We start from the raw sequence: 20793 nt of genomic DNA on the forward strand, positions 1-20793 counted from the left end.
ATGACGATCTGGCGAAAGGTAGGCACCCTCTTCCGTGCTGGCGCACAGGAGCCTCTGGAACAGCTGGTCGATGCCAATGCCCTGCGCATCATGGAGCAGGAGCTGCGCGACACCGAGCAAGCCATGCTGCGCGCCAAGCGCGAGCTGGCCAGCCTGATGGCCACCGGCAAGCAGCTACAACGCAGCAACCAGCAGCTTGGCGAAGAACTGGCCCAACGCGAAGAACAGGCCAGCCAGGCATTGGAAAAAGGCGAAGCGGGCCTGGCCTACGAGCTGGCCGAGTGGATAGCCGCGCACGAGAACCAGTTGCAGCAACAGCGGCAGCAGGCCGAGCACTTGACACGCCAGGAAGACAGCCTGCGACAGCACCTGCGCGACGCCGCACACAGCCATCAGCAATACCGTCGGGAATGGCAACTGGCGCGTGCCAACCGCAATGCCGAACAGGTGCTGCGCAACCTGGGCGGCCATACTCAGGGTCTACACGCCCAGTTGGGCGACCTGGCCAGTTCACTGCAGCGCATCCGCCAGCAACAGCACCACTTCAGCGATGTGGACAGCGCTCTACGCGAACTGCAACAGGAAGACGACGGCAGCGCCCTCGACCTCAGATTGCAGCAGGCCGGCATCAACACCGGCGATAGCGACGCCGGCCAGGTACTGGCCCGCCTACGCAACCGACAGGCAAGCAGCAACTAAGGCACCCCGCCCGCGTCAAGCAGGCAACCGAGGCAAGGCACAGCCCTTACCTCGGTTTTTTATTGATCAATACTCAAAAAACACTATTTAACCTATGCTTTAACGGCTGCCAGAGTATGCCTTCATCTCAACCAGGACAGCCACGCCATGAAACGCCTGATCGCGCTCACCTTCTTCGCTCTGCTACTCGGCAGCACAAGCCAAGCCGCAGAACGACCGCAACACCTGCGCATCGCGCTGCTGATTACCGCACACTCGGCGGGCTCACCCGAGGCCTTTACCGTTAGCGGTGGGCGCTGGTCTATCGAGCGCAAGCTGGTGCACCCGGCGCTGCTGGTCGACCACCCGCAGGGCCGCTTTCTCTTCGATACCGGACTTGGCCGTGAGATCGACCACGCCTTCGCCGCCAACAGCTGGCTCAACCGCAAACTGCTGGCCTACGAACAACTTGACCCGGCGCTGGATCAGCTGGAGCGGGCCGGCTATCAGGCCGGTGATATCGACTTTATCCTGCCCAGCCATCTGCACTGGGATCACCTTGGCGGTCTGCCCGACTTCCCTGACACGCCCGTCAAAGTGCTACCCAGCGGCCTGCAGGAAGCCCGCGAGCACGGGCAGCGTCCGGCGTTTCTACCAGAGCATCTGCAAGGCACGCGCGAGTGGCAAAGGCTGCAATTGAGCGACACCCCCTATATGGGCTTTGCCCGCAGCCTGGACCTGTTTGACGATCAGCGCCTGGTGGTAGTCGAGCTTAGCGGCCATACCGCCGGGCAGGTGGGGCTGTTCGTCAACCTCGACTCAGGCCGTCGCCTGTTCTTTATTGGCGATACCAGCTGGACCCTGCGCGGCGTGGCGCAGAACCGCTCGCGCCCACTGTTTGTGCAATGGATTGCACACGTCGACAGTGACCGTGAGGCCAATGCCCACGTGCTGCAGCAGATTCACCAGTTGCACCAGCAGCAACCCGATCTGCTGATTGTGCCGGCCCACGATGAAGAGGTCGCCCGGCAACTGGCTCAGTTTCCACAATTCGAGGACTGACCATGGATTTGCGCAGCCTGCGCTACTTCTGCGCAGCGGCAGAGCTGGGCAGCATCACCGCCGCCGCCGAGCATTGCCATGTGGCTCAACCCTCCATTTCCAATGCCGTAGCGCAACTGGAAGCGGAGTTTGCCCTGCGGCTGTTCAGCCGCAGCCGCAGGGGCGTAAGCCTGACCCCGGCCGGCCGCGACTTTCATCAGCAGGCGCGGCAGTTGCTGCGCAATGCCGAGCAGGTCGAGGCACGCTTCAAGCAGCGCCGTCGCAGCCCGCTGCAGTTGGGCATTCACCGTGAGCTGGCCAGCCGCGATAGCGCCTGGCTGGTTCAACTGCTCAGCCGCAGCCTGCCAGACCACCAACTGGAAGTACGCAGCCAACCGCAACAGCCACCCGCGCTCTGGCTGACCAGCGCGCGCCGTGTGCCGGCCGGCTATCGTTTCGTCAGCCTGCTGGATCAGCAATACCACTTGCTGGCGCCACGCGGCTGGCCGCTACCGCAGCCGCTGGCCCTAGAGGCAGCGCTCGACTACCCGTGGATCGACCGGCTCGACTGCGAGCAACGCGCCGCCCTGCTCAGCCGCCTGCCGCAGCTGTCCGAGCACTGCCTACTGCAGGTCGATACCGAAGATCTCGCCATGAGCCTGGTTCAGCACCAGCAGGGGGTAACCGTGATGGCGCTGAGCGACGATACCGAAGGCCTGCCTGCCGACATCCAAGCGCACAGCCTGCAAGGGTTGGTGCCAGCAGAGCTGCTGGGCAGGCAACTCGGCGTCGCTCTGCGTGAGGACATTGACGCTGGCGTGGCACAGGCGCTTGGGCTGCAGTAGATCGTCCCTGCTCACCCCACGCGCTGACCAGCCAAGCCAGCGGAAAAGCGGAACGGATACAGCTATGCTGGGGTCCATGGGTTGCATGGTCGCCTGGCCTTGCCTGTAACCCGCCCAGAGGACCGCATGCCCAGCCACCGCCAGCAACTTTTCCTTACCGGCTCCATCCCCCGTGCACTGCTCACGCTAGCGGTGCCGATCATGCTCGCCAATATCCTGCAATCGGGCTATCAGTTGACCGACGCCTTTTGGGTCGGGCGGCTCGGCGCAGATGCGGTGGCGGCGGTATCGGTCAGTATGCCGGTCACCTTTCTGGTGATTGCCATGGGCTCCGGGCTGGCGATGGCCGGCGCAACCCTGACTGCGCAATACATGGGCGCCGGGCGACCGGATCTGGTCAATCACGTAGCCGCCCAGACCATGCTGATGGTGACCATTACCTCGATTGTGCTGGGCGCCATCGGCTTTGCGCTGGCACCCCACCTGCTGCGCCTGTTGGGGGTGACCGAGGCGGTCTACGCCGGGGCGCTGGGGTTTATGCGGGTGTCTTTTATCGGCGTCATCTTCGTCTTCATCTACATCATGTTTCAGTCGCTGATGCGTGGTGTGGGCCAGACACGAGTGCCGCTGCTGATCGTGCTGGGCACGGTGATTCTCAATTTTGGCCTCGACCCGCTGTTCATCTTTGGCTGGGGCCCGCTGCCGGGCCACGGCGTGATGGGCGCGGCCATGGCAACGCTCACTACCCAGGCCATTGCTGCGAGCATCGGACTGCTCATTTTTCTGCGGGGGCGCCACGGCATACAGCTGGCCTGGCGCGGGCTGAAGCCGGATATGGTCTATATTCGCAAAGCCTTCTTTCTCGGCTTCCCCGGCTCGGTGGAGCTGTCGACGCGAGGGCTGGGGCTGATGGTAATGTCCTTTCTGGTGGCCAGTTTCGGCACCCTGACCATCGCCGCCTACGGCATCGGCTCCAACATACTGCAGGTCATCACCATTCCCGCCATGGGCCTGTCGATGGCGGTTTCGACCCTGGTGGGGCAGAACATGGGCGCAGGCAACGTGCAGCGGGCCAGCAAGATTACCCAGCTGGCCGCACTCTACGCGTTTATCGGCCTGAGTCTGGTGGGCCTGCTGGTCTATGCAGTGGCACCTCAGATTGTCGCCTTCTTCGTACCGGGCGACGCTGGCGTGATCAGCGAAGGCGCGCGTTTTATCCGCATCATGGCGCTGGCCTGGGGCGGTATTGGCATTCAGCTGTGCGTGGTAGCCGCATTCCGGGCCTCTGGCAACATGGTCAGCGCCATGGTCATCGCGCTGGTGACCCAATGGATGCTGCAATTTCCGCTCGCTTATGTGCTGTCCAAACACACTACGCTGGGCGCCGAGGGTATCTGGTGGTCATTCCCGATCACCAACATTCTGGTCGCGGTCATTTCGCTGTGCTGGTTCGCCCGCGGCAGTTGGAAGAGCACACGCCTGACCGAAGACGAGCGCCAGACCGTCAAGGTGACTGACGAAGCCCTGAGCGAGGAAGGTTATCGTTGAGCCAGGTCATCTGTTTGCAAGCTGGCTCGGCTAGACTACCGACATGAAACACTCCGCCGATAAAACCGATGCTATTTTCCAGGCCGCCCGCAAGCAGGTGCGCAAGGCGCTCAAAGCCCTGCCAGCCGGTGCGACGCCCAGCGATGAGGATATTCACGCCATCCGCGTGTGCAGCAAAAAGCTGCGTGCCCTGCTGCAGCTCTATCGTCCCGGCTGCGCCAAGGCAGACATCAAGCAGGTCGAGCAAGGCCTCAAGCAGCTGGCCGCCTCCTACGCTGGCCTGCGCGACGCCCACGTACAGGAGAAAACGCTGGGGCGGCTGATCACCTGCCTGCCGCCCCAGCAACAAGCCGAAGCACAGCCCTTGTTTGCCTACCTTGCTGCAGAAACCAGTGCGAGCAGCAGCCAGGTCTCGCCACAGGACCCGCACCAAGGCTTTGCCGAGATACTGGCCGACTGGCAAGCCAAGTTGAAGCTCAACCACCGCAAGGACCCGGCCAAGGGGCTGGACTACACCTACAGACGCGCCCGCGCTCTGGCGCTGGAAGCCCACGGCGGCGGTGAAGACGAGACTTATCACCAGTGCCGCAAGTGGAGCAAGTACTACCTCTATCAGGCGCAGCTACTGTGTAACCGCAAGGCCGCCAAAGCCAGCATCGAGCTACTCAAACAGCTGGGCGAGCGGTTGGGCCTGTTTCAGGACCACTGCGTGCTGGAAGACAGCCTGCAGGCAAGCGCTGCGCAACGCCCGGAACTGAGCAGCGCTGTAACGCACGTATTGGCCGCACTGGCAGAGCAAAAACACGCCGACAAGGAGCACGCCAGGCAATTGTTTGAGCAGTTGTATCAACAGCCGCACGTGCCGCTGGACTGTTGAACCGATCCGGCATTGCCGGCAGAAGCCAATTTTTGCTTTGCGCCCAGCCAGCTATGCTGTGCAATATCGTCTCCCCCGACTAAGTGCAGGAGCAGAGCAATGGATTGGCGCGGCAGAAGACAGAGCAGCAACGTGGAAGATCGTCGTGGGCAGGACGTGCAGCGCGCCAGCGGTGGCGGCGCGGCTCTGCTGCTGGTGCGCTTTCTACCGATGATGCTGCGCAGCAAGACCGGGCGCATCGTGCTGATTCTCGGCGCGGTAGTGATTTTCGGCGGCAAGATGCTCGGCATCGACCTGCTACCCATGCTGCTCGGTGGCGGCACCCAAAGCGTCAGCCAGAGTCAGCGCGAGATGAGTCCCGAGGAACAGGAGCTGGCGCAGTTCGTCTCCGTCGTGCTGGCCGACACTGAGACCACTTGGCACCAGCTCTTCAGCGCAGCCGGTAAGACTTATCAGGAGCCACGCCTGGTGCTGTTTTCCAACCGGGTGAACTCAGCCTGCGGCACCGCCAGCTCGGCGGTGGGGCCTTTCTACTGCCCCGGTGACAATCAGGTCTATCTCGACCTCTCGTTCTTCAACGATATGCGCCAGCAGCTGGGCGCACCCGGCGACTTCGCCCAGGCCTACGTGATCGCCCACGAGGTCGGGCATCACGTGCAGAATCTGCTGGGTATCAGCCAACAGGTGCGCCAGGCCGGCGCCGGCAAGTCGCAGCCCACGGTTAACGCTCTGTCGGTGAAGCAGGAGCTGCAGGCCGATTGCTTTGCCGGCGTCTGGGGTTACCACGCCGACAACCAGCGACAACTACTTGACCCTGATGATCTGGAAGAAGCGCTTACCGCCGCCTCAGCCATTGGCGATGATCGCCTGCAGCGCCAGGCCGGGCAGGATGTAGTGCCCGACAGCTTTACCCACGGAAGTTCGGCGCAGCGCGTACGCTGGTTCAAGCGCGGCTTCGAATCTGGCCAGGTAGCCGCCTGCGATACCTTTGCGGCCGCGGCCAAGTAGCCATCAGGACCGCTGCAGCGTCCCGCGCCAGCGGTCCCAACGGGCATTGACCCATAGCGACAGGCCGATCACCACCGAGCCGGCGGCCAATCGCGCAAGATCAGCGTCGTGGTTCCAGATCACCAGGTTGACCACCAGCCCAGCGGGCACCAGGGCGTTATTCATCACCCCCAGCGTGCCGGCATCGACCTGTGCCGCGCCGCGATTCCAGAAGAAGAACCCCAAGCCCGAGGCCACCAGCCCCAACCAGCCCAGTACGCCCCACTGCAGGCTGGTGTGCGGCAGGCGGCTGTGATCACCCAGCAACAACCAGGCTGGCAGTACCACCATGAAAGCGCCAATAAAAAACAAGCCAAAACCCTGCCACTGCACCCGCGCCGGCAGCTGGTAACGGCGCACCATGTGCGCGTAGCCTACCTGCCCGGCAGCAAAGGTGAGGTTGGCCAACTGCATGATCAGAAAACCACGTACATAGCTATCGCTCAAACCGTCGTAGCGGATGATACCCGCGCCCACCACCGCGATACTGGCTGCGACCAGCGGCCCTAGACTGAAACGCCGGCGAATCAGGTTATCCACCAAGGCGATATGCAGCGGCGTGAAGATGGTGAACAGCAATACCTCGGGTACAGAGATGAACTCGAAAGAGAGATAGAGGCAAATGTAGGTGACGCCGAACTGCAGCGCACCGACCAGCAGGAGGCCGCCGATCATTGGCCGGGGCAAGACGCGCAGGCGCAGCAAGGGCAGAAACAGCAGACTGGCCAGCGCTGTACGGGTGAGCACGGCAAAGTAGCTGTCGACCTGTCCCGCCAGGTATTCACCAATCAAGCTGAAAGACAGCGCCCACAGCAGGGTAACCGCAATAAGAAAAGGCATGGCATCTCGTCAGACAAAAGACGCGAGTATACCGGCAAGCCAGCTTGAGCTCAGAGGATATCGCCAGCTTGCCGGGCAGATACCTATCTGCCAGACTATTTGCGCGCTAAAATTTTGCCCCGCACGCCTCTTTACACCATCAGGACACCCCAATGCCGAAGCCACAAGCCTGCCCTGAACTCATGCTCGACAACCAGCTGTGCTTCGCCCTGCATTCCACCTCGCTACTGATGACCAAGGTTTACAAGCCGCTGCTCAAGGAGCTGTCGCTGACCTATCCGCAGTACCTGGCGATGCTGGTGCTGTGGGAAGCCGATGGCATTACCGTTGGTGAAATCAGCAAGCGTCTGCTCACCGACCCTGGTTCACTCACGCCTCTGCTCAAGCGGCTGGAGGCCGAAGGCCTGCTCAAACGCCAGCGTAGCAACCAGGATGAACGCGTGGTCGAGTTGTTCCTGACGCCCGCCGGCGAGGCCCTCAAGCAACGCGCCAAAGCTGTGCCTCGCTGCATTGTCGAAGCTTCCGACCAGTCTCTGGATCAGCTGGTTGCGCTGCGCAATCAGCTGCTTGATCTGCGCCAATCCCTGCAGCGTAGCTTGAACGGCAGCGACGGCTGACCCTCCAACTACTGATCCGACAAGCGACAACCCACCGCCTATCCATAATTCAAGATTTTATCTTGCGCGCAAAACAAACTACGGCTAATCTCTGCAATTAATTAGCGCGCAAATATTTTGCGCAATACAAACAAGGAGAACCACCATGTCCGTAGAAAACGTTGTGTACCGTGCTTACGCTGAAGCCACCGGCGGCCGCGACGGCCGCGCCATTTCATCCGACGGTGTGCTCGACGTCGAGCTGACCACACCCAAGGAGCTGGGCGGCGCGGGCGGCAAGGGCACCAATCCCGAACAGCTGTTTGCCGCAGGGTACTCGGCCTGCTTTATCGGCGCCATGAAGTTTGTTGCCGGTCGCGACAAGCTGGCAATGCCAGCAGATGCGTCCGTTGAAGGTGTAGTGGGTATTGGCCAAATTCCGAACGGTTTCGGCATTGAAGTGGAACTGCGCATCAGCCTGCCCGGCATGGATGACGCACAAGCCAGACAGTTGATCGATAGCGCACACGAGGTTTGCCCCTACTCCAACGCGACCCGCGGCAACATCGACGTTACCCTGACGCACGTCTGATCTTCAGAGCAGGTTCGGCTCAGCGGTTGAGCCGAACCTGCACCTGTCGATACCAGCGATAACCTATCCAGGCGGACGCCAGCAGATAGGGAAAGGCCCCCAGCACCCACATGATCATGCCAGCCAGTTGCTGATCCGCCAACGCGCGCTCCGGTCCGTAAAGCGACGACTGGGCAAAGGTCAGCATGGCACCAAGAAACCCGGTATGCATCAGGGTAAACAGCAGCGCAAACAGCGCCCAATGCACTCGACGGGGGCTACTTTTCAACACCGCCCACCAGAACAGCCCCGCCGTCAGCAAAAAGCAGGCGTGCTCGAACACGTGCCACCAGGGATTATCCAGCGCCAGCACATAGAAGCGCGGCACATGCCAGAACCAGATCACCAACCCGTGCAGATAGGCGGCCAGCATCGGATGCTGGGCAAGGCGCAGCAACGGATTCCAGATCAGCGACCCGGCACGCGCTCCTCCGGCGGCCATCTGGGGCAGGGGACGAGCCAGGACAAACAAGGGCGCTATCACCACCATAAAGAGCATGTGCTGCACCATATGCCAGCTGGTGCTGGTCTCCGCCCAGGCGTCCAGTGGTCCCAGCACGGCAGAAAACGCCAGCAGCACACTCAGGCTGAATAACCCCAGTGACAACCATGCCGGGCGCACCCGCCAGGCACCCACAAGATAAACCACCCAGACCGCCACCAGCACCAGCGCACTCAGCAGCGCCGCCAACTGCTCCTGTCCGCCACCCGAAACCGGGCTGTGCGCCCAGGCCGTCGGCGCAACCAGCATCAGTAAAGTCAGGCCAAGGCGCAGCATCATAGACAGGGCGCCATAACAACGCTGGGCAAGGTCAGGGCGAACGCGGCCAGTGCCGAAGTCAGATAAACAGCCGCAGCAATGCGCGCCACAAAGCGGCCGCTGTCAGTGCCCTGATCGGTGGCCGGTGCCGCCCGCCAGCAGCGCCTGGCAAGCCAAAGCAGGAGCACAGCCACTGCCGCGCCAAGTAGTAAAATCAAACCATTCAGCCAGGTCATGGCGCCGCGTTCTTCCGCTGGCGGGATCAGCTCGCAGGCAACCGACAGACCGCCGTACAGCAGCACAAACCAGCCACTCCAGATCACCAGCCCAAACACCAGTTGGGCCGGATGTAGTGGCAGCCAAGGCGACATCAACCAGCCCCCCATACCATCGGCAGCAAGACGAAGGCTGCAAAACTCATCCAGAACACGCCAAGCGTGTAAATCCAGAACGGCTGCACCACCACAGGCTCATAGGGCAAGCGCAAGCTGACATAGCCGATTCGGACGCGCATTGCCTGCAACGCGGTAAAAATCGACGCCAGGCCGCCATGCAGCAGCAAGTAATAAAGCATGACGGTGAGCACCGCATCATGCGCCAGGTCACCCGGTGTCAGCGGCGCTGATATCAGCACCCACACCAGCAGCGCAAAGTGCAGTGCCCCTAGTCCCGCCGCTATCCAGAGCAAGGGTTGCAACCGCGCATCACTGCCATCGCGCAATTGCGCAACGCTTCGGCGATAGACCAGTACAGCCAGCGATAGCGCCACGCCGCTGGCAAGCAAGGGCGCCAGACTGATCGGCGCTTGCGCGGGCATCGACCACTGCGGCGCCGCTGTCCACAAATAGAACCAGCCAAACAACAGCGACACGTAAAGGGTGCCATTGGCCATCAGACTCACCACCATGCCCCACAGACCCGGCCCATCGAAGGTGCGCGAGTGCAGCGGTGGATCGACCGGATCATCGTCACGCCAGGGCGAGGCCACCGGATGTGCGCCGTTATGCCAGCTCCAACGCAGTGCGAAAAACAGCACGCCCAGGCTGGCCGCCAACGCCAACGGATAGGCCTTGACCAACAGACTGATACAAACCACCGCTATCACGGCTGCGGTTTGCAGGGGCAGCCAGGAGTTGGTCGGCAAGTGAATTACTTCACGCACCTTGCCGGTAATGGCATCCGAGCCAAAGATATCCCGCCGCTCGTACATCACCTCACTCAGACCATGGTGCCCCTGCTCGATGGTGTGCGGTAGATCCGGGTGCTCCCACATCGGATGCCGGGTGTCGATATCGGGCAGGCTGGCAAAATTGTAGGCACTGGCCGGCATCGGGGTTGCCCACTCCAGGGTATCGGCGTTCCAGGGGTTGCAGGCTGCCTTGCGGCCAAAGCGGAAGTGCAGCGTGATATCCAGAATGATCACCGCCACCCCGATGGCCATGACAAATCCCCCAACCGACGACAGCAGGTTCAGCCACCCCCAGCCCATCTCGGCATCGTAGGTATACACCCGCCGCGGCATCCCCAGTAGCCCGGTCAGGTGCATCAGCAAGAAGGTCAGATTGAAGCCACCAAAGAACAGCCAGAAACCCCAAAGACCCAGGGTATCCGAGGGCATCCGCCCGGACACATGGGGTAGCCAGTAATAAAACCCGGCCAGTAACGGAAACAGCATGCCGCCCACCAATACATAGTGCATATGGGCGACCACAAAGTGCGTGTCATGGACCTGCCAGTTGAACGGGACCAGAGCCAGCATTACCCCAGTCAGCCCGCCCGCCACAAACACGATCAGAAACCCCAGTACCCAAAGCATGGGCAAACGGAATGCGACTTTGCCGGTCCACAAGGTCGCCAGCCAGGCGAATATCTGAATGGCGGTAGGGATAGCCACCAGCATGCTGGCAATCGAGAAAAACGCCAGCGCCAGCTGCGGAATGCCCACGGTGAACATGTGGTGCACCCAGAGACCGAAACTGATGAACCCCATGACGATAATCGCCAACACTATCCAGCGATAGCCCACCAGTGGACGCTGCGCAAAGACCGGAATCAGCGTGGAGACGATACCCGCAGCGGGTAGAAAGATGATGTAGACCTCAGGATGGCCGAACAACCAGAACAGGTGCTGCCAGAGCAACGGATCACCGCCACCCGCCACATCGAAAAAGACCCAACCGGCGGCACGCTCCAGCTCCAGCAGGATGCTGCCGAGAATCAGCGGCGGAAAGCCGAAGATGATCATCAGCGCCATCGCCAGTATGTACCAGCAGAAGATCGGCATCTTGTTCAACGCCATGCCGTTGGCGCGCGTCCGCAGAATCGACACCACCAGCTCCACCCCGGCCGAGATGGCCGAGATCTCGACAAAGGTAATACCCAGCAGCCAGAAATCCGGGCCCTTGCCCGGCGAGAACTCCGCGTTGCTGAGTGGCGTGTACATGAACCAGCCGGCGTCGGGGGCTATCTGCAGAACCAGACTGGATAGAATGATCAGCCCGCCAAACAGGTAACAGTAGTAACCCAGCGCACTGAGCCGCGGAAATACCAGATCCCGGGTCCCTATCATCTTGGGTATCAGATACATGGCAGCGCCTTCCAGCACCGGAATGGCAAACAGGAACATCATCACGGTGCCGTGCATGGTAAACAGCTGGTTGTACAGCTCCGGTCCGATAATATCCTGCTCGGGCAGTGCCAGCTGCGTGCGCACCAGCATGGCCAGCAAACCGCCCACCAGAAAAAAGCCCAGCCCGGTCACTACAAACCGCAACCCGACGGTAGTGTGATTGACCGCCGATGCCGCGCGCCAGCCAGGCTGATTACCCCAGACGCGCTCCAGCTCTTCATGCAGTTCTTCGGCGGGCTGGTTGGTACGTTCAGTCATTGCCTTGCTCCTGCTGCAACCAGAGTTCGAAATCGGCCGGCAAGTGAGCTTCAACCACAAAATGCATGCGCGCATGCCCTACCCCGCAGAACTCGCTGCACATACCGTGATAGGTCCCGGGCTCATCGGCTTCCAGCCGAAGTACATTGGTGCGGCCGGGAAACATGTCCATCTTGCCGGCCAGACGCGGCACCCAGAACGAGTGCACCACATCGTCGCTGATCAGTTGCAGGTCGACCGGTTGTCCGGCAGGAATATGCAGTTCATCTTTCAGTACCACACCGGTATCGGGATAGCGTACCTCCCACCACCACTGATGCGCAGTCACCTCAATACGCAGCGGCTCCCCGTCTTCCAGCGGCAGCACCAGCATGCGCTGGCCCAGAGCAATACCCACCACCAGCACGACACTGATACTAACGATCGGCAACAGCAGACCGCCCCCGACCACCCAGCGGTTCTGCAGCCGCTGCGCCTCACGATCACTCACCTGCCCTGGGTCGCGACGCATTGCATGAATCCACAGCCACACCAGCGCGATCAATACCAGTGAAAAGAAGGCAAACATGCCCCACCACAACCAGGCACTAGCCTGGGCACTGGGTCCGGCCGGCTGCAGGGTCGACATGGGGCCCTCGCAGCCGCTCAACAGCAACAGGATGCCAAGTGCCGGTGCGCCTGCTACTCTGCCAGCCAAGGTTACTTTTTGCCGGTCCAGCCCCGGCCTGTATACACGTTGGAGAATCCGATGGCATCTGCTGCAATCATCAGCAAAATGGCGATTGCCGGTCACCCCTTGCACCCTATGGTGATTCACTTCCCGGTGGCTGCCTTGCTCGGGCTGATCGGTAGCGATATCGCTTACGCGCTGACCAACGACTTTTTCTGGGCGCGCGCCAGCCTCTGGCTGGCGGGCATCGGCGTACTGGGCGGCTGGATTTCCGGCAGCATTGGCTTGCTGGATTTGCTGATCGTGAAGCAGATACGTCGGTTGATTACCGCCTGGTGCCACGCCATCCTTGCCGTAATGCTGCTCTCGCTGGCCACGCTGAACTGGCTCAGCCGTCTGGGCCAGCCGGAAGCCCTCATTGTGCCCTGGGGGCTGTATCTGTCGCTGCTCAGTGGCCTGCTGATTGCGCTCGCCAGTATCCTGGGTGGGCAGTTGGTTTACGATCACGCGGTGGGCGTCGCGCCGGAGAAGACCGCCGAACGAGCGGTTCGTGATCGCAAGATCAAACAGGCGAAGGAGTCCTGAGCCCGGCATTAAAATAGCTCCAGCGGCGGTTTGGCCAGTACTATCCAGAGGATCAATGCCATCAGCACGGCGGCCGTCAGCCCAAGTAGCCAGCACCAGGTGCGGACCGGTTTGGCATTGCGCGCCTCCAGCCTGAGTACCAGCAAACCCAGCCCCGTGTGCACAAAAACCAGCCCCACCACCAGCGTCAACTTGGCAACCAACCAAAGCGTGACAGTATGGTCAATGACAAACAAGAGAGTCCCGGCCGCAATAGCCAATAGCGCAGCGGGTGTGGCGATACGGGTGAAAATGAAACGGGTAATGGAATCGAAAGGGTCAGGATTGTCTTCTATCGCTGCCTGATCGCGGCTGATCCCGGCGATCAATGCCGGCAAATAAAGCAGGCAGGCACCCCAGAAAAGCAGCGCAGCAATATGCAGAACAAGAATCCAGAGCATCGCTCAGACAACTCCTTGTATGCTTTTGCGAACTCCAGCCCCGGGCCGATAAACCCCGAACTACAGCAGCTTGGCTGCCAGCAAGCCTCCCGCCAGCAGAATGAATGCAACCGCAATCAACACCAGCAAACCGTCACGTGCCACCAGTGCCAACCCCAGAATAGCCAGAGCCAGGCCAACAATGGAGGACGAAAACGGGACCAGTTCAAGAAAGGGCAAGCCAGCCGCGACCACGACGCATAAGCCAGCTAATAAATAGGTAGAGGAAGGGTGCAGCATAAAGTTCAGCCGCGGCTTGATCAGGCGATCAATCCGGCGAGCTGTCGGCTTAACCCAGTTGATCGCCTTGACCAGCTTTTGCTCGGGTACCGAGCGATCAAGAATAAACGCAGGTAACCAGAAATTCTTGCGTCCCAGCAACATCTGTACAGCAATCAGCATCACAAACAGGCCGGCAAACACTGCCATGCCGGGTATGCCGCTGAGTGGCGAAAACAGCGTGACCCCCATCACCAGCAGCAGTGGACCAAAAGAACGGCTGCCCACCGACTCCACCACCTGTCGCATAGAAATGCGCTGCTGCTCGCCGTCCAAGCCGGCGATGTGATCGAGCATCTGTTCCAGATTCTGTGGTGAGTTGGCCACCGGCACTACTCCTTGAACGGCCCGGAGCTAGGCTCCGGACCGTCAGATTCCCTACAGCGGCTTGCCGCGATTGCCGTGCGCAGCAACAAACTGCTGGACCGCGGCCAGACTATTGTCCAGTACGGTGCAGCGCTCCTCGCGCTCAAACAGATCACTCAAGTGCGCCGGCAGGTGCAGTTCCTGGCCCACGCCCGCTTCACGTACCGCATCCGGGAATTTGACCGGATGCGCGGTGCCCAGCGTCACCATAGGTGTGCTCAACGAACGGCGGCATTCACGCGCCGCGTGCACGCCAATGGCCGTATGCGGATCCAGCAATTCACCACTCTCGGCATGGACCTTGGCAATGGTCGCGCAGGTCTGTTCATCATCCACCGCCAGCGAGTCGAACAACTTGCGCGCCTCGGTCCAGCGGTCTTCCGCTACCGACAGTTTGCCGGTCTGCTTGAACTCATTCAGCAGTTCAGCGACCAGAGCGCCGTTGCGCCCATGCAGGTCGAACAGCAGACGCTCGAAGTTGGACGACACCATGATATCCATCGACGGTGATAGCGAGGGGTGCAGGGTGTCCTTGTTGTACTGGTTACCGCTCATGAAGCGATGCAGGATGTCATTGCGGTTGGTCGCAACCACCAGCTGACTGATAGGCAAGCCCATGTTGCGCGCCAGGTAACCGGCAAAGATATCGCCGAAGTTGCCGGTCGGTACCGAGAAGGCAATGGAACGCGCCGGGCCACCCAACTGCAGGGCCGCATGGAAGTAGTAAACGATCTGCGCCATGATGCGCGCCCAGTTGATCGAGTTGACCGCGACCAGACGAGTACCCTTGAGGAAGCCCTGATCGGCAAAGCTGGCCTTGACCATTTCCTGGCAGTCGTCGAAGTTGCCTTCGATGGCGATGTTGTGGATGTTCTCGCCCATGATGGTGGTCATCTGACGACGCTGCACCTCAGACACCCGGTTATGCGGATGCAGGATGAAGATATCCACGTTCTCGCAGCGGCGGCAGCCTTCGATCGCTGCCGAGCCGGTATCGCCGGACGTGGCGCCCATGATGACTACGCGCTCGCCCCGCTTCTGCAGGAAATAATCAAGCAGGCGGCCAAGCAGTTGCAGTGCAAAGTCTTTGAACGCCAGCGTCGGACCGTGGAACAGCTCGAGCACCCACTCGTTGCTGTCAAGCTGGCGCAGTGGGGCCACGGCACTGTGCGCAAACACGCCGTAGGTTTCCTGCAGAATCTGCTTGAAGTCAGCGTCCGGAATGCTCTCCGTCACGAACGGACGCATGACGTTGAACGCCAGTTCGTGATAAGGCAGATCGGCCCAAGAGGCTATCTGCTCCTGGGTAAACCGCGGCAGGTTCTCGGGTACATAAAGACCGCCATCAGAGGCCAGACCGGCCAGCAGAACATCTTCAAAATTCAGGGCCGGAGCCTGGCCACGAGTGCTGATATAGCGCATTTCTACAAACCTTAGGCTTGAGCTACAAACAACAAGCTACAAGCAACAAGAGCTCCCTACAGGAATCCCTTGCGGCTTGCGGCTTGCGGCTTGCCGCTGATTTAGTTCAGTTGTTCTACCCGCACCCGCATCAACGGGCCGGCGATATCATCCAGTGCTTCCAGTGCCGCGATGGCAACATTCATGTCACGCTCATGCACACGGTGCGTCAGCAAAATGATCGGCACCAGGCCGTCCTGCTCTTCCGCTTCCTTCTGCATGATGGATTCGATATTGATGCCACGCTCCGACAGAATGGTCGCCACCTTGGCCAGTACCCCAGGACGATCCTTGGCCTGCAAACGCAAGTAGTAAGCAGTCTCTACCTGTTCAACTGGAAGCACCGGCAGGTCCGACAGCGCATTGGCCTGGAACGCTAGATGCGGCACGCGGTTATTCGGGTCGGTGGTTAGCGTCCGGACCACGTCGATAATATCAGCCACCACCGCAGAGGCGGTCGGCTCGGCACCGGCGCCCGCACCGTAATACAGGGTCGAACCTACGGCATCGCCATTGACCATGACCGCGTTCATCACGCCGTTAACGTTGGCCAGCAAACGGTCCGCAGGAATCAAAGTGGGATGCACGCGCAGCTCCACACCATTGCCGGTACGACGCGCCACGCCCAGATGCTTGATGCGATAGCCCAGGGCTTCAGCGTAATTCACATCAGCGGTGGTCAGCTTGGTAATGCCTTCGGTGTAGGCCTTGTCGAACTGCAGCGGTATGCCAAAGGCGATGGACGCCAGAATGGTCAACTTGTGGGCTGCATCGATGCCCTCCACGTCGAAAGTCGGGTCCGCTTCGGCATAGCCAAGCGCCTGCGCTTCGGCAAGTACATCTTCAAAGGTGCGGCCCTTGTCGCGCATCTCGGTGAGGATGAAATTGCCAGTGCCATTGATGATGCCGGCCACCCAGTCAATCTGGTTGGCCGCCAGGCCTTCACGCAGCGCCTTGATGATCGGAATGCCGCCAGCGACCGAAGCCTCGAACGCGACCATCACGCCCTTCTCGCTGGCAGCGGCAAAGATCTCGTTGCCATGCACGGCGATCAGCGCCTTGTTGGCGGTAACCACGTGCTTGCCGTTGGCGATGGCGCCCATGACTACGTCCTTGGCCAAGGTGTAGCCACCGATCAGCTCGACGACGATATCGATCTCGGGGTTATTGACCACCTCGAACACATCGTCCGTGGTTGGCGTAACGCCAATGTTGCAGGCCGGGTTCGGGTGACGGGTCGCAATCTGCGCCACATCAATACCACGCCCCGCGCGGCGGGCAATTTCCGCCGCATTGCGCTGCAGGACGTTAAAGGTTCCACCGCCGACGGTGCCCAAACCACAGATGCCTACTTTGACCGGTTTCAAACGTTGGTCCCCACTTGATTGTCTGTTCGAATAGGATTGGCCACTCGACGGCAACGCCGCCGGTGCCGTTATTACTCTTTGTTTTCCAGCGCCAGCGCTGCCAACTGCTCGGCCGGCTGGTAGCCTGGAATCATCACGCCGTTGGCGAGAAAGATGGCCGGGGTGCCCTGCACACCCAGCTGCTGACCCAGCTGATACTCCTGAGCTACCGGGTTGGCGCACGTCTTGTCTTCCACACTTTTACCCTGCTTGGCCGACGTCATGGCCTTTTGGCGGTCGTCCGCACACCATACCGACTGCATCACCTGTGCCGCCGGCGACTGCATCCCACCACGCGGGAAGGCCATGTAGCGCACTTCAATGCCCAGGTCGTTGAGCTGCTCCACTTCACTGTGCAGTTTGCGGCAGTAGCCGCAATCCACATCGGTAAAGACGGTTATATGGGTCTTGGGCTGCTCTGGGGCAAAGACCACCATATCCTTGGTCTCGACCTTACCGAGCACCTGACCAATACCACGTGCTTCTGCGGCCGATGTCAGGTTACGCGGCTGACCGTCGTTGACTTCGATCAGCGTGCCCTGCATGAAATACTTGCCGTCGGCGCTGGCATAGAGCACCCGACCGGTTTCCAGCTGCACCTGGTACAAGCCTTCCACGGGGGTTTCCGCCACGGCTGTTACCGGCACATCAAATTTGAGTTTCGCCAGACCGTCGGTAATTGCAGTCTGGGTATCTGCCATCGCGTGCGAACCCCACAGGGCGAGCAGGCAGGTCACGCCGTATCTCAGTCGCATAATCCGATCCTCTAGAAGACGGCAAAGCTTATCATGAAACATCCTCGTCACCCACGCGGATGGTGCTCTGCGTGCATATCGCGCAGGCGCTGGCGGGCGATATGTGTGTAGATTTGTGTAGTCGACAGGTCACTGTGTCCCAACAGCATCTGCACCACCCGCAAATCCGCACCATGGTTAAGCAGGTGCGTCGCAAAGGCATGCCGCAGGGTGTGCGGCGATAGCGCAGAACTGATACCCGCCTGCTGGGCATGCAACTTGATCCGATGCCAGAAGGTCTGCCGCGTCATCTCACGGGCCAACCGACTGGGGAATACCACATCACTGGGCTTGCCGGCGAGCAGCGCAGGCCGCGCCAGGCGCACATAGCGCTCCAGCCAGAGCATCGCCTCCTCACCCAGCGGCACCAACCTTTCCTTGTTGCCCTTGCCCGTAATGCGCACTATACCCTGGCGCAGGTTGACCTGATCCAGCCGCAACCCGACCAGCTCACTGACCCGCAAGCCGCAGGCATAGAGCACCTCCAGCATACAGCGATCGCGCAGCCCCAGGCTGTCCTCGACATCCGGCGCCGCGAGCAGGCGCTCAACATCTTGCTCGCTCAAGGCCTTGGGCAGCGGCCGGCCCAGCTTGGGCATGGCCACATCCAGAGTGGGGTCGGCAGAGAGCCGCCCCAAGCGCACCAGATGCCGATAGAAGCCGCGCAGGCAGGACAGCAACCTTGCACTGGAACGCGCCTGATAGCCCTGCGCAATACGCCAGCCAAGATGCTCCATCAGATCACCGCGCGAGGCCTGCAACAGATCACTGCGGCGCTGCCCCAGCCACCCCGCCAAGAGGCTCAGGTCGGTGCGGTAGGCGCTCAGGGTATGCTTCGACAACCCGCGCTCCAGCCACAGACTGTCGAGAAACTCGGCAATCAACTGCTGATCAGCCGGTGCAACCGGCGCGGAGCTGTCTGCGGGCATGATCTGCTCACTGTGCGGGGGAATAGCCATTAAAAACACTCGCCCACAAAAAAGCAGCCCTCAGGCTGCTTTTTTGTGGGGAAGGCGTCCGATCAGGACAGCTTTTCCTTGATACGTGCTGCCTTACCAGACAGGGCACGCAGGTAGTACAGCTTGGCTTTGCGTACGTCACCGCGACGCTTGACAGAGATGCTGTCGATCAGCGGCGAGTAGGTCTGGAAAGTACGCTCAACGCCAACACCGCTGGAGATCTTGCGAACGGTGAATGCAGAGTTCAGACCACGGTTACGCTTACCGATAACCACGCCTTCAAAGGCCTGCAGACGCGAGCGATCGCCTTCCTTCACCTTGACCTGGACGATTACGGTATCACCCGGCGCGAACGCGGGGATTTCCTTGGACATCTGTTCAGCTTCAAGCTGGGCAATAATATTGGACATCGTTGCTACTCCTGCACAGGCCGTCGGACCTGTTAATGGTTATCGGTTTCCTGTTCGCGGACGTATTCCGCCAACAGCTTCTGCTGTTCTTTGCTCAACTCCAGCTCTTCGAGCAACTCTGGCCGACGTTGCCAGGTTCTTCCCAAAGACTGCTTGAGACGCCAGCGCCGGATCAGTTCGTGATTACCGCTGAGCAGCACCTCCGGTACGCGCTGCCCGTCAAACTCTTCCGGCCGAGTGTAGTGTGGGCAATCCAGCCACCCCGCCGAAAACGAATCTTCTACCGCAGAATCCGCATGCCCCAGTACGCCGGGAATCAAGCGGGTTACCGCGTCCAGGAGCACCATGGCACCCAGTTCACCACCGGACAACACGTAGTCACCGATGGAAATCTCTTCATCGACACAGCGCTCAATGATGCGCTCGTCGATACCTTCGTAGCGCCCGCACAGCAAAACCAGGCTGTCCAGTTCAGCCAGCTGCTCGACCCGTTTCTGAGTGAGTGGCTGCCCCTGCGGTGATAAATAAATCACCCGGGGTGGCGAAGGTGCCTGCTGCTTGATAGCCGCAATTGACTCAAGCAAGGGCTCTACCTTCATCAGCATGCCGGGGCCGCCGCCGAAGGGGCGATCATCTACCGTACGGTGACGATCATGCGCATGCTCACGTGGATTACTGAAAGCAACTTCCAGCTGTCCGCGCTTGACGGCCCGCCCGGTTACCCCAGACTCGGTCAGCGCTGCAAACATCTCGGGAAACAGGGTTACTACACCGGCCCACACCGGTCAGAACTCCGGATCCCAGTCGACCTGAATCACCGCAGCATCCAGATCAATATTCAATACAAACTGGCCCGGCAAGTAGGGCAACAACCGCTCACGCTGGTCAATACTGCCTGCGCAGGGCTTGACCACCATGACGTCGTTGGAACCGGTTTCCAGCAAGTGATCTACCTTGCCAAACAGCTGGCCTTCCAGGTTGATTACCTGCAAGCCTTCCAGCTGGTACCAGTAAAACTCGCCTGACTCGAGTTCGGGCAAGGCCTCGGCCTCGACACTGATCTCGAAATCAACCAGTTCCTCGGCCTGATTGCGATCGTTCACACCCTTGAGCTGAACGATCAGCACGCGCCCCTGAAGGCGACCACCGAGAACGGACACTGTGCGCTGCTCGGAACCTCTGGTGAGGGTCCATTCGGCGTAATCCAGCACATTGTCCAGCGGGTCGGTATGCGAATAAACCTTAACCGCCCCGCGCAGCCCTTGAACCGAAACAATCTTGCCGAGAATCACCCGTGGTGATTCTGTCGATTCAGGAGCAGCAGTCATATTCAGGCAGCGGCCTGAGCTTCCTTCAGCAGAGCAGCAACGCGCTCGGAAGGCTGTGCGCCTTGACCCAGCCAGTACTGAACACGCTCTTCATTGACCGACAGACGCACTTCGGCACCGGCAGCAACCGGGTTGAAGAAACCAACGCGCTCAACAAAACGACCGTCACGGGCGTTACGGCTGTTGGCAACAGTCAAATGATAGAAGGGGCGCTTCTTGGAGCCACCACGAGCAAGACGAATGGTTACCATGTGGACATTATTTCCTGTGTTTGAGTAACGCTACAAAATTCATCACGGGCAGCGC

24 protein-coding genes are annotated in these 20793 nt (G+C 60.4%); 9 read left to right on the forward strand and 15 right to left on the reverse strand.

Going from position 1 to position 20793, the window contains the following annotated elements:
- The 6 genes from V7747_RS02180 to ypfJ all read left to right on the forward strand — a co-directional run bounded on the left by V7747_RS02180 (nt 1) and on the right by ypfJ (nt 5997).
- The gene (locus V7747_RS02180; protein ID WP_335614418.1) at nt 1-699 is read left to right on the forward strand and encodes a PspA/IM30 family protein; all 699 of its coding nucleotides are present in this window, start codon (nt 1-3) and stop codon (nt 697-699) included.
- A 147-nt stretch (nt 700-846) separates the two neighbouring features.
- Nucleotides 847-1740, forward strand: a complete 894-nt coding sequence (locus V7747_RS02185; RefSeq protein ID WP_335614419.1) for an MBL fold metallo-hydrolase — start codon at nt 847-849, stop codon at nt 1738-1740.
- Between the two features lie 2 nt (nt 1741-1742).
- Nucleotides 1743-2564: a LysR family transcriptional regulator gene (locus V7747_RS02190; protein ID WP_335614420.1), complete on the forward strand. Its 822-nt coding sequence runs from the start codon at nt 1743-1745 to the stop codon at nt 2562-2564.
- 126 nt (nt 2565-2690) lie between these two features.
- Nucleotides 2691-4112 (forward strand): MATE family efflux transporter, encoded by a 1422-nt coding sequence (locus V7747_RS02195; RefSeq protein ID WP_335614421.1) that lies wholly within the window; start codon nt 2691-2693, stop codon nt 4110-4112.
- A 43-nt stretch (nt 4113-4155) separates the two neighbouring features.
- Nucleotides 4156-4989 carry a CHAD domain-containing protein gene (locus V7747_RS02200; protein WP_335614422.1) on the forward strand — a complete coding sequence of 278 codons (834 nt, stop codon included), beginning with the start codon at nt 4156-4158 and terminating at the stop codon, nt 4987-4989.
- Between the two features lie 99 nt (nt 4990-5088).
- On the forward strand, nt 5089-5997 hold the full coding sequence (gene ypfJ / locus V7747_RS02205; protein ID WP_335614423.1) for a KPN_02809 family neutral zinc metallopeptidase: 909 nt from the start codon (nt 5089-5091) through the stop codon (nt 5995-5997).
- 3 nt (nt 5998-6000) lie between these two features.
- On the opposite strand, the gene V7747_RS02210 is transcribed toward ypfJ, so the two are convergent.
- Entirely contained in the window at nt 6001-6876 is an 876-nt protein-coding gene (locus V7747_RS02210; RefSeq protein ID WP_335614424.1) for a carboxylate/amino acid/amine transporter, read from the reverse strand.
- A 152-nt stretch (nt 6877-7028) separates the two neighbouring features.
- Between V7747_RS02210 and V7747_RS02215 the strand changes: the two genes are divergently transcribed.
- Both V7747_RS02215 and V7747_RS02220 read left to right on the forward strand, forming a co-directional pair.
- Entirely contained in the window at nt 7029-7493 is a 465-nt protein-coding gene (locus V7747_RS02215; RefSeq protein WP_335614425.1) for a MarR family winged helix-turn-helix transcriptional regulator, read from the forward strand.
- Nucleotides 7494-7638: 145 nt separating this feature from the next.
- Entirely contained in the window at nt 7639-8064 is a 426-nt protein-coding gene (locus tag V7747_RS02220; protein WP_335614426.1) for an organic hydroperoxide resistance protein, read from the forward strand.
- A gap of 19 nt (nt 8065-8083) precedes the next feature.
- Here V7747_RS02220 and V7747_RS02225 read toward each other — a convergent pair whose 3' ends face one another.
- From V7747_RS02225 to coxB, 4 genes are read right to left on the reverse strand one after another with little or no spacing between them, the layout of a single operon-like run.
- On the reverse strand, nt 8084-8884 hold the full coding sequence (locus tag V7747_RS02225) for a cytochrome c oxidase assembly protein (protein ID WP_335614427.1): 801 nt from the start codon (nt 8882-8884) through the stop codon (nt 8084-8086).
- The gene (locus tag V7747_RS02230) at nt 8881-9234 is read right to left on the reverse strand and encodes a hypothetical protein (RefSeq protein ID WP_335614428.1); all 354 of its coding nucleotides are present in this window, start codon (nt 9232-9234) and stop codon (nt 8881-8883) included. Before V7747_RS02230 ends, V7747_RS02225 begins: the two co-directional genes overlap by 4 nt.
- Nucleotides 9234-11750, reverse strand: coding sequence for a cytochrome c oxidase subunit I (gene ctaD, locus V7747_RS02235; RefSeq protein ID WP_335614429.1), 2517 nt, complete (start codon nt 11748-11750; stop codon nt 9234-9236). The genes V7747_RS02230 and ctaD overlap by 1 nt, the downstream gene beginning before the upstream one ends.
- The gene (gene coxB, locus V7747_RS02240; protein ID WP_335614430.1) at nt 11743-12378 is read right to left on the reverse strand and encodes a cytochrome c oxidase subunit II; all 636 of its coding nucleotides are present in this window, start codon (nt 12376-12378) and stop codon (nt 11743-11745) included. The genes ctaD and coxB overlap by 8 nt, the downstream gene beginning before the upstream one ends.
- 120 nt (nt 12379-12498) lie before the next feature.
- On the opposite strand from coxB, the gene V7747_RS02245 reads away from it, so the two are divergent.
- On the forward strand, nt 12499-13005 hold the full coding sequence (locus V7747_RS02245; RefSeq protein WP_335614431.1) for a DUF2231 domain-containing protein: 507 nt from the start codon (nt 12499-12501) through the stop codon (nt 13003-13005).
- Between the two features lie 8 nt (nt 13006-13013).
- Here the strand turns inward: V7747_RS02245 and V7747_RS02250 are convergent, their stop codons facing one another.
- The 10 genes from V7747_RS02250 to rpsP all read right to left on the reverse strand — a co-directional run bounded on the left by V7747_RS02250 (nt 13014) and on the right by rpsP (nt 20738).
- A complete protein-coding gene (locus V7747_RS02250) occupies nt 13014-13445 on the reverse strand; it encodes a CopD family protein (protein WP_335614432.1) in 432 nt (143 codons plus the stop codon).
- A gap of 60 nt (nt 13446-13505) precedes the next feature.
- Entirely contained in the window at nt 13506-14090 is a 585-nt protein-coding gene (locus V7747_RS02255) for an exopolysaccharide biosynthesis protein (RefSeq protein WP_335614433.1), read from the reverse strand.
- A gap of 51 nt (nt 14091-14141) precedes the next feature.
- Complete coding sequence (gene thrC / locus V7747_RS02260) at nt 14142-15551, reverse strand: threonine synthase (protein ID WP_335614434.1); 1410 nt, start codon at nt 15549-15551, stop codon at nt 14142-14144.
- A gap of 101 nt (nt 15552-15652) precedes the next feature.
- A complete protein-coding gene (locus tag V7747_RS02265) occupies nt 15653-16957 on the reverse strand; it encodes a homoserine dehydrogenase (RefSeq protein WP_335614435.1) in 1305 nt (434 codons plus the stop codon).
- Between the two features lie 71 nt (nt 16958-17028).
- Nucleotides 17029-17751: a bifunctional protein-disulfide isomerase/oxidoreductase DsbC gene (dsbC, locus tag V7747_RS02270; protein ID WP_335614436.1), complete on the reverse strand. Its 723-nt coding sequence runs from the start codon at nt 17749-17751 to the stop codon at nt 17029-17031.
- Between the two features lie 47 nt (nt 17752-17798).
- A complete protein-coding gene (xerD, locus tag V7747_RS02275) occupies nt 17799-18719 on the reverse strand; it encodes a site-specific tyrosine recombinase XerD (protein ID WP_335614476.1) in 921 nt (306 codons plus the stop codon).
- 92 nt (nt 18720-18811) lie between these two features.
- Nucleotides 18812-19159 (reverse strand): 50S ribosomal protein L19, encoded by a 348-nt coding sequence (rplS, locus tag V7747_RS02280; RefSeq protein WP_088273285.1) that lies wholly within the window; start codon nt 19157-19159, stop codon nt 18812-18814.
- A 32-nt stretch (nt 19160-19191) separates the two neighbouring features.
- Entirely contained in the window at nt 19192-19941 is a 750-nt protein-coding gene (gene trmD, locus V7747_RS02285) for a tRNA (guanosine(37)-N1)-methyltransferase TrmD (protein WP_335614437.1), read from the reverse strand.
- A gap of 3 nt (nt 19942-19944) precedes the next feature.
- Entirely contained in the window at nt 19945-20487 is a 543-nt protein-coding gene (gene rimM, locus V7747_RS02290; protein ID WP_335614438.1) for a ribosome maturation factor RimM, read from the reverse strand.
- Nucleotides 20488-20489: 2 nt separating this feature from the next.
- The gene (rpsP, locus tag V7747_RS02295) at nt 20490-20738 is read right to left on the reverse strand and encodes a 30S ribosomal protein S16 (RefSeq protein ID WP_092287943.1); all 249 of its coding nucleotides are present in this window, start codon (nt 20736-20738) and stop codon (nt 20490-20492) included.
- Nucleotides 20739-20793 lie beyond the last annotated feature (55 nt).

The sequence above is a fragment of the Halopseudomonas sp. genome, from assembly GCF_036960865.1.
In the GTDB taxonomy this organism is placed as follows: domain Bacteria; phylum Pseudomonadota; class Gammaproteobacteria; order Pseudomonadales; family Pseudomonadaceae; genus Halopseudomonas.